This is a genomic window from Nocardioides sp. NPDC006273 (genome assembly GCF_040613495.1).
Lineage (GTDB): Bacteria > Actinomycetota > Actinomycetes > Propionibacteriales > Nocardioidaceae > Nocardioides.
On record NZ_JBEXSD010000108.1, the window covers coordinates 1 to 8,157 of the forward strand.

An 8,157-nucleotide genomic window follows, 5' to 3' on the forward strand; every position below is an offset into this window, starting at 1 on the left:
CTTCGACCTCGGTCTCGGCGTTGTAGAGCGCTTTCTGCATCTGTTGTTTGCCGGTGATGTGGCTGGAGAGGTCGGCGACCAGGGTGTCGCGGTGGCTGCGGGCGGAGTCGGCGGCGATGCCTGTCCAGGACTTGGCTACGCCGCCTGCTTCGAGTTCGTCGCGGCTGGTCTCGAGGTTGCGGAGGTCGGCTTTGAGTCCGTCGCCGGCGTCACCGAGGGGTGCTGCTTTCCAAGTCTTGACCTGGCCGAACGTGATCGCCATCAGTTGCCGCCCATGACGCCGCCGGCGTTCGCTCCTGCGGTGGCGTCGGCGGCCTCGACCTCGTCGAGAGCCTTCTGCATCTGGGTGGCGAGTCGCTGGGAGCTGTCCGCCGCGGCCCTGGTCTCGTCGGTCCAGCGGTTGCCGAGATCAGACATGTAGCCGACTGCTTCCGCACCGGGGATCGCGGCGCCCGCCTTGCTCAGATGGCCGGCGGAATCGGACTTGCGGACGTTGCTCTCGGCTTCTGTGGCGACCGCGATGGCTGCCTTCATGTCCTTGGGGACGACATGGATCTCGCTCATGGTCTGGTTTGGTCCTCCTGGGCCCGAAACGGGAGACGGCTAGGCGGACCTTAACGGAAACTCGGGTCCAGCGTCTTGGTAAAAAGAGCGCCGCCGTCGATGTCGCGCAGCGTGACGGTGAGCTGCTGCGTACGTCCGTCGATCTCGACCTCGCCGAAGAACTGGAAGCCGTCGGCGGGTGAGGTGTTCGCGGCCGGGGGAGCGGCCACGAACTCGGCGGCCGGACCGAAGGTGGGGTCCAGCTTGTTGGGGCCGAAGGCGCCGGCGTTGAGCGGGCCGGAGACGAACTCCCAGAACGGGTCGAAGTCCTGATAGGCGGCGCGATCGGGGTCGTAGGAGTGCGCCGCGGTGTAGTGGACGTCGGCGGTCAGCCAGACGTGGTTGCGGATCCCGAGTCCCTTGAGCCCGGTGAGCACCTTCGCGATGTCGATCTCGCGGCCGAGTGGCGCTCCGCCGTCGCCCTGGGAGATGCCCTCCTGCAGGGTGCCGTCGGGGACGACCAGGCCGATCGGCAGGTCCGCGGCGATCACCTTCCAGGTGGCGCGAGACGCGGCCAGCTCGCGCAGCAGCCATCTCGTCTGACGCTCGCCGAGCACGCCACCGTCGGCGCTCGTCTCCGCGTTGGTCGTGTTGGTGTTCTTGTGGGTGCGCATGTCGAGGACGAACAGGTCCATCAGCGGGCCGTAGGAGAGCTTGCGGTAGATCCGGCCATCGGGGTCGGGGGAGGCGGTGCCGACCGGGATGTACTCGTGGAAGGCCTGCTTGGCGCGGGCCGCGAGGACATCGACGCGGCGCTCGGTGTAGCGGCCGTCGTCGGGCAGGATCTCGCCCGGGTACCAGTTGTTGGTGACCTCGTGGTCGTCCCACTGCGCCACGATCGGCGTCTGGGCGAGGAAGGCGCGCCAGTTGTCGGCGAGCATGTTGTAGGCGTACTGCCCACGGAACTCGGCCAGCGTCTCGGCGACCTTGCGCTTCTCCTCGGTGACGATGTTGTTCCAGACCCGCCCGTCGGGAAGGGTCACGGTCGCGGTGAGCGGGCCGTCGGCGTAGACGTTGTCGCCGGAGCTCAGGAAGAAGTCGGCCTCGCGCGCCGCCATCGCGGGCGCGATCCGGAAACCGCCGAAGTCCGGGTTGGCGCCCCAGCCCTGGCCGGCGACGTCGCCGGACCACAGGAAACGGATGTCCTGGCGGCTGCTCGGTGCCGTACGCAGCCGGCCCAGCTCCCAGGCGCTGCCACGTCGCGGGTCGTCGGGGTCGACGGCACGGATCCGGTAGAAGTACTCGCGGCCGGGCTCGAGACCGTGGACCCGCAGCTCGCCGGTGAAGTCGCTCCGCGTGGTCACCACCGGTCCGTTGACCGGGCGGGCCCGGCGGAACGACTCGTCGGCCGAGATCTCCGCGACCAGTCGGGAGGTCTTGTCGGCGCGGCTCCACAAGACGCCGCCCCGGGCGCCGACATCGCCGGACTGGACGCCGTGGGTCAGGTTCGGGCGGTCGCCCCTTACGAAACTGGCAGGGCCGAAGTTGGCAGGGCCGAAGGCGGTGGAGGCGGCGGTGGCGGGGACAACGGTGGTGGGGACGACGAGTCCGACACCGGCGGCGGCACCGAGACCGAGGACGGAGCGGCGGTTGAGTGGGGTCATGTGCACAACCTGCCGATGCCGGCGGAACTACCGGTTAGTTCCGCGGGTCGTGTCGGTGAACACGTACGCGGTAGGTGTCTGTCGCGGGTGGAAAGAATTTTCTTTCACCGAGATGTCGAGATCGTCGGGCGGGCTCCGAGAGAAGGGGTGAAGGCCGGAGACGCCGGCCGCAGCAGAGGAGCGACACCATGAACGACGAGTACGCCATGCCCGCAGCGCCCGCACCGAGCCCGGGCATTCGTGCCCTGGACCGGCTCATCGGCACCTGGAAGGTGACCGGTGGCGCGGAGGGCGAGGTGACCTACCGCTGGATGGAGGGCGGCTACTTCCTGCTCCAGGACGTCCGCCTCGAGCAGTTCGGGCAGGTCACGACGGGGATCGAGGTGATCGGCAACCTGCGACCGTTCGGTGAGGAGCCGAGCCCCGACGTGCACTCGCGCTACTACGACAACACCGGCGCGACCCTCGACTACGTCTACGAGCTCGACGGCGACACCCTGACGATCTGGGGTGGGGAGAAGGGCTCACCGGTGAAGTTCGTCGGCGCCTTCGACGAGACCGGCGACGTCATGACCGGGGAGTGGGACTACGCCGGCCAGGGCGGCTACGAGTCGACGATGACCCGCGCCTGACCCGCGCGCCGCAGCAGGTAGTCGCGTTCGGCCTCGTTGGCGGTCATCTCCGCAGCCGCCCGGAACTGGGCGGCTGCGGACGGGTCGTGCCGCTGGTCCAGCAGGTGTGCCCGCACCGCCAGGACCCGCTGCGCGGTCAGCGGGTCGCCGGCGAGGCCGTGCTCGGCATCGAGCTCGTCCAGCAGCTGCAGGCCGACCACCGGGCCGAACGCGTGGGCCGCGGCGACCACCCGTCCCAGGCGGACGGGAGCGGTGGGCAGCGTACGTTCCAGCAGCAGGTAGAGGCCGAGGATCTCGCGCCAGTCGGTCTCCGCCGCGGACTCCGAGCGGGCGTGGACGGCCGCGATCGCGGCCTGGAGCCGGAACGGCCCGGGATCCCCCGACCGCCACACCTCCGCCAGCACTGCCAGCCCTTCGTCGACCAGAGCGCGATCCCACTGCGTACGGTCCTGCTCCGCCAGCGGCACCAGCCCGAGGTCCGGGGAGCTGCGCGCGGGCCGACGCGCCTCGGTGAGCAGCATCAGCGCCAACAGCCCGGCGACCTCGGGCTCGCCGGGTGCGATCCGGTCGAGCATCCGGGTCAGCCGGATGGACTCGTGCGCCAGGTCGACCCGTCCCAGGTCGGCCCCGGCGGTGGCGGTGTACCCCTCGTTGAAGGCCAGATAGAGCACGTCGAGCACGGCACCGACCCGCTCGGCGAGCTCGACTCCCTCGGGTGGCGTGAAGCGGGCGCCGGCCTTGCGCAGCGTCTGCTTCGCGCGGCTGATCCGGGTGCCCATCGTGGTCTCCGGGACCCCGTACGCGTGGGCGATCTCGGCCGTCGTCAGCCCGCCCACGGCGCGCAGGGTGAGCGCCACCTGCCCGGTCCGCGACAGGGCTGGATGACAGCACAGCAGCAACAGGGTCAGGCTGTCGTCGGTCTCCGCCGCCGGGCCGGCCGGGATTGTCACCTCGGCGATCCCGACCTGGAGCTCGCGGCGATGGGCGGCCTGCTCGGAGCGGAGCAGGTCGACCATCCGCCGGTAGCCGATCCGGGTCAGCCAGGAGCGCGGGTTCTCCGGGACACCGTCTCGCGTCCACTGGGTGCTGGCGTCCAGCAGCGCCTCCTGGACCGCGTCCTCAGCGGCCTCGAACCGTCCGAAGCGGCGGACCAGGGCGCTCAGGACGTACGGCGCCTCGGCTCGGAGGATCTCCTCGAGCGGCGATGGTCCGGTCATGTCGATAGAGACTAGTTTCGAGGGCTAGGTTCGGGACATGAAGTACCTGCTGCTGGGATACACGCCCGCCGAGGCGTGGGACGCCTCCGACACTGCCTCCGAGGAGGCCCTCGCCGCGTTCGCGGAGTACCAGAGGTTCGAGGCGGAGCTGGTCGCCAACGGCGAGCTGATCAGCACCGAAGGGCTGGGGCATCCGGCGGTCTCGGTCACGGTGCGGCCCGGTGCGAGCGGCCCGGTCGCCACCGATGGCCCGTTCGCCGAGCTGAAGGAGGTGCTGGCGAGCTTCGCGGTCATCGACGTGGCCAGCCAGGAGCGCGCGATCGACATCGTGTCGCGGATGGTCGCTGTCCTCGGGGAGCCGATCGAGATCCGGCCGGTGATGGGAGACGACTTCGCTCAGGCGTGACCCGCTGGGGTCGGGTGGCAGTATCTGCGGTGATGTCGCCGAGAAAGAACGCCTACCCCGCTGTGCTGCTGCTCCTGCTGGCACCGGTGCTCTTCGGGTGTGCCGACGAGCCGGCGACGGGGGCGGATCCCACCTCGCCGTCGGCGCGTACCGAGGTGGTGCCCGAGGTGGTGCCCGAGACGGTGCCCGAGGATGGGGCCCCGACGAGCGCACCGCCGCGAGCGCACGAGTCGATCGAGGTGCCGACGCTGCCGCCGGCGAACGATCGCGGGATCGTCGAGGGCGGCGACGTGAGCTGGCCGCAGTGCCCCAAGGGGATGGGCATCGAGGAGCGCCGGACGCTGGGGCTGCCGATGCCGCTCGAGACGGCGGAGTACGTGGTCATCGGGCTCACCAACGGCCCCGCGTTCCATCCCAACCCGTGCCTGGCCTCGCAGGTCGAGTGGGCCAAGAAGAACAAGGTGATGACCTCGGCGTACGCGGTCACCTCGTTCCCCGACGAGGCCACGACCCGCAAGTACGGCGACGAGGGACCGGGCGACCCGGAGACGAGGATCGGCCGGCTGACCAACGTCGGCTACCAGCAGGCGCTGTGGAATCTCGAGACGATGAAGCGCGCCGGGCTCGAGTCGCCCGCGGTCTGGGTCGACGTCGAGCCGGTCGCGGTGTGGGAGTGGTCCGACGACGTCGCCGCGAACCAGGCGGTGGTCACCGGTGTCGTGGCCGGCTATCGGGACGCCGGGAAACGGGTCGGGGTCTACTCGATCGAAGGGCTGTGGACGCCGATCGTCGGTGACCTGCAGCTTCAGCTGCCCGAATGGCGCCCGGCGGGCGAGAGCTCGCGGTCCGCGGCCCTGGAGCGCTGCGGTGGTGACTGGATGTTCCAAGGCGGTGCCGCGGTGATGGTGCAGTGGCTCGAGGACAACCGCGACCGCAATGTGACCTGTCCCGGTGAGTCGGTTCAGCTGCCGCTTTGGTTCCATCAGTACTGAGCGTGGGACAATCGAAAGAAGACGTACGTTCCCCCCAAGAGACCCCAAGAGACACAGAGCGAAAGCAGCCCGTGCCCACGAACTCCGCGCCGAAGCCTGGGTCCACCGACCCGACGATCATCCGCAACTTCTGCATCATCGCCCACATCGACCACGGCAAGTCGACACTGGCCGACCGGATGCTGCAGCTGACGGGTGTCGTCGGCGAGCGTGAGGCCAAGGCGCAGTACCTCGACCGCATGGACATCGAGCGCGAGCGTGGCATCACGATCAAGTCGCAGGCCGTCCGGATGCCGTGGACGGTGACTGAGGGCGAGAGCAAGGACGAGACGTACGTCCTCAACATGATCGACACTCCTGGGCACGTCGACTTCACCTACGAGGTCTCCCGGTCGCTGGAGGCGTGCGAGGCGGCGATCCTGCTCGTCGACGCGGCTCAGGGCATCGAGGCGCAGACCCTGGCCAACCTCTATCTCGCGATGGGTGCCGACCTGCACATCATCCCGGTGCTCAACAAGATCGACCTGCCCTCGGCCAATGTCGAGAAGTACGCCGAGGAGCTGGCCAACCTCGTCGGCTGCGACGTCTCGGACGTCCTGCTCACCTCCGCCAAGACCGGTCTCGGCGTCGAGAATCTCCTCAACGAGATCGTGAAGCAGGTGCCAGCGCCCGTCGGCGACCCGGATGCGCCGGCGCGGGCTCTGATCTTCGACTCGGTCTACGACACCTACCGCGGCGTGGTGACCTACGTCCGGGTCTTCGACGGCAAGCTGACCCACCGCGACAAGATCAAGATGATGTCGACCGGCGCGGTCCACGAGATGCTCGAGCTGGGCGTGATCAGCCCGGAGCCGGTCAAGGCCGACCACATCGGTGTCGGGGAGACCGGCTACCTGATCACCGGCGTGAAGGACGTCCGCCAGTCGCGCGTTGGTGACACCGTCACCGGCAACAACCGTCCCGCCGAGGAGATGCTCGGCGGGTACTCGCACCCCAACCCGATGGTCTTCGCGGGGCTCTACCCGATCGACGGCGACCAGTACCCGGTCCTGCGCGAGGCGCTCGACAAGCTGCAGCTCAACGATGCGGCCCTGACCTACGAGCCGGAGACCTCGGGCGCGCTCGGCTTCGGATTCCGCGTCGGGTTCCTCGGCCTGCTGCACATGGAGATCACCCGCGACCGTCTCGAGCGTGAGTTCAACCTCGACCTCATCTCGACGGCCCCCAACGTGGTCTACGACGTGATCATGGAAGACGGCTCCGAGCACGTCGTCACCAACCCGTCGGAGTTCCCCGAGGGCAAGATCCGCGAGGTGCGCGAGCCGGTCGTCAAGGCCACCATCCTCTCGCCGTCCGACTACATCGGCACGATCATGGAGCTGTGCCAGAAGAAGCGCGGCACCCTCGGCGGCATGGACTATCTCTCCGCAGACCGCGTCGAGATGCGCTACGTCCTGCCCATGGGCGAGATCGCCTTCGACTTCTTCGACCAGCTCAAGTCCTCGACCAAGGGGTACGCCTCGCTGAACTACGAGTTCACCGGCGACCAGGCCTCCGACCTGGTCAAGGTCGACATCCTGCTCCAGGGGGAGCCGGTCGACGCGTTCTCGGCGATCGTGCATCGCGAGGCCGCGTACGCCTACGGGGTCATGATGGTCGGCAAGCTACGCGAGCTGATCCCCAGGCAGCAGTTCGAGGTGCCGATCCAGGCTGCGATCGGCGCCCGGGTGATCGCCCGCGAGACCATCCGTGCCATCCGCAAGGACGTCCTCGCCAAGTGCTACGGCGGTGACATCTCGCGTAAGCGCAAGCTGCTCGAGAAGCAGAAGGAGGGCAAGAAGCGGATGAAGATGGTCGGCCGCGTCGAGGTTCCCCAGGAAGCCTTCGTCGCCGCGCTCTCCACCACCCAGCCCTCCACCGACAAGTCCGCCGGGAAGAAGTGACCCGGTCGGTGGTCGAGATCCGACCGGTCTCCGGCGAGGCCGAATGGGAGACCGTCGCCTGGTTGTGGCAGGACTTTCGCCATGACCTCGCGCCGATCGTCAACGGCTTCCCGCTCGCGGACGGCCGCTACCGACACGAATGGCTCGACGAGTATCCGGCCGACGACCGCTGCGGCTACCTGGCCTGGGCACCCCACCCGAACACCGGGGAGCCTGCGCCGGTCGGGTTCGCGCTGGTTCGCGGCCTGGGGTTCGTCGAGCGTGTCATGCAGGCCTTCTTCGTCGTCCCTGCTGCTCGTCGGGGTGGCCTGGGGCAGACCCTCGCGCTCGACGTCATCGCCCGGCACGCTGGGCCTTGGGCTGTTCCGTTCCAGAACGACAACGTCCGGGCTATGGCTTTCTGGCGTCGGGTTGCTGAGCGGGCTTGGGGTGAACAATGGGTTGAGACTGTTGAGCCTGTTGCTGGGCGGGCTGATGTGTCTCCGGATCATTGGATCCGGAGTCTCTGACCCTCGCTGGCCGAGCCGCCTCGCTGGCCGAGCCGCCTCGCTGGTCGAGCCGCCGGAGCCGCTGGGCGGAGGCGTGTCGAGACCAACACGGTTCTTGTCGGGGAAACCTCGCTTCGCGACCGTTTCTTCGTTTCAGGGTTCGCCGCCGACCCTTTCTCGAGTGTTTCTCGATCATGCACCGCCTCAAGGACGGGCTTCGCCCGCCGGCTTCGCCGGCCGCTTCGCGGTCCTTGACCCGGCACCTGATCGAG

General features: G+C 68.8%; 8 protein-coding genes and 1 pseudogene. 5 read left to right on the top strand and 4 right to left on the bottom strand.

From position 1 onward, the window contains the following. The 3 genes and pseudogenes from ABZZ22_RS26395 to ABZZ22_RS26405 form a co-directional block, all read right to left on the bottom strand. Nucleotides 1-262: pseudogene (locus ABZZ22_RS26395) on the bottom strand (hypothetical protein); the annotation flags it as partial. Next, nucleotides 262-564 (bottom strand): hypothetical protein, encoded by a 303-nt coding sequence (locus ABZZ22_RS26400; protein ID WP_354938330.1) that lies wholly within the window; start codon nt 562-564, stop codon nt 262-264. The gene ABZZ22_RS26400 and the pseudogene ABZZ22_RS26395, both read right to left, overlap by 1 nt. A gap of 50 nt (nt 565-614) precedes the next feature. Continuing rightward, on the bottom strand, nt 615-2,207 hold the full coding sequence (locus tag ABZZ22_RS26405) for an alkaline phosphatase D family protein (protein ID WP_354938333.1): 1,593 nt from the start codon (nt 2,205-2,207) through the stop codon (nt 615-617). Between the two features lie 188 nt (nt 2,208-2,395). Between ABZZ22_RS26405 and ABZZ22_RS26410 the strand changes: the two genes are divergently transcribed. Beyond that, nucleotides 2,396-2,839: a hypothetical protein gene (locus ABZZ22_RS26410; protein ID WP_354938336.1), complete on the top strand. Its 444-nt coding sequence runs from the start codon at nt 2,396-2,398 to the stop codon at nt 2,837-2,839. Here ABZZ22_RS26410 and ABZZ22_RS26415 read toward each other — a convergent pair. Continuing rightward, nucleotides 2,812-4,056, bottom strand: coding sequence for a sigma-70 family RNA polymerase sigma factor (locus ABZZ22_RS26415; protein ID WP_354938339.1), 1,245 nt, complete (start codon nt 4,054-4,056; stop codon nt 2,812-2,814). The genes ABZZ22_RS26410 and ABZZ22_RS26415 overlap by 28 nt on opposite strands. 37 nt (nt 4,057-4,093) lie before the next feature. Here ABZZ22_RS26415 and ABZZ22_RS26420 point away from each other — a divergent pair, with 37 nt between their 5' ends. From ABZZ22_RS26420 to ABZZ22_RS26435, 4 genes are all read left to right on the top strand, one after another. Further along, entirely contained in the window at nt 4,094-4,462 is a 369-nt protein-coding gene (locus tag ABZZ22_RS26420) for a YciI family protein (RefSeq protein ID WP_354938341.1), read from the top strand. A 32-nt stretch (nt 4,463-4,494) separates the two neighbouring features. Then, nucleotides 4,495-5,454: a hypothetical protein gene (locus ABZZ22_RS26425; RefSeq protein ID WP_354938345.1), complete on the top strand. Its 960-nt coding sequence runs from the start codon at nt 4,495-4,497 to the stop codon at nt 5,452-5,454. A 71-nt stretch (nt 5,455-5,525) separates the two neighbouring features. Continuing rightward, nucleotides 5,526-7,397 (top strand): translation elongation factor 4, encoded by a 1,872-nt coding sequence (gene lepA, locus ABZZ22_RS26430; RefSeq protein ID WP_354938348.1) that lies wholly within the window; start codon nt 5,526-5,528, stop codon nt 7,395-7,397. 8 nt (nt 7,398-7,405) lie between these two features. Beyond that, nucleotides 7,406-7,906 carry a GNAT family N-acetyltransferase gene (locus ABZZ22_RS26435; protein WP_354938351.1) on the top strand — a complete coding sequence of 167 codons (501 nt, stop codon included), beginning with the start codon at nt 7,406-7,408 and terminating at the stop codon, nt 7,904-7,906. Nucleotides 7,907-8,157: the final 251 nt, after the last annotated feature.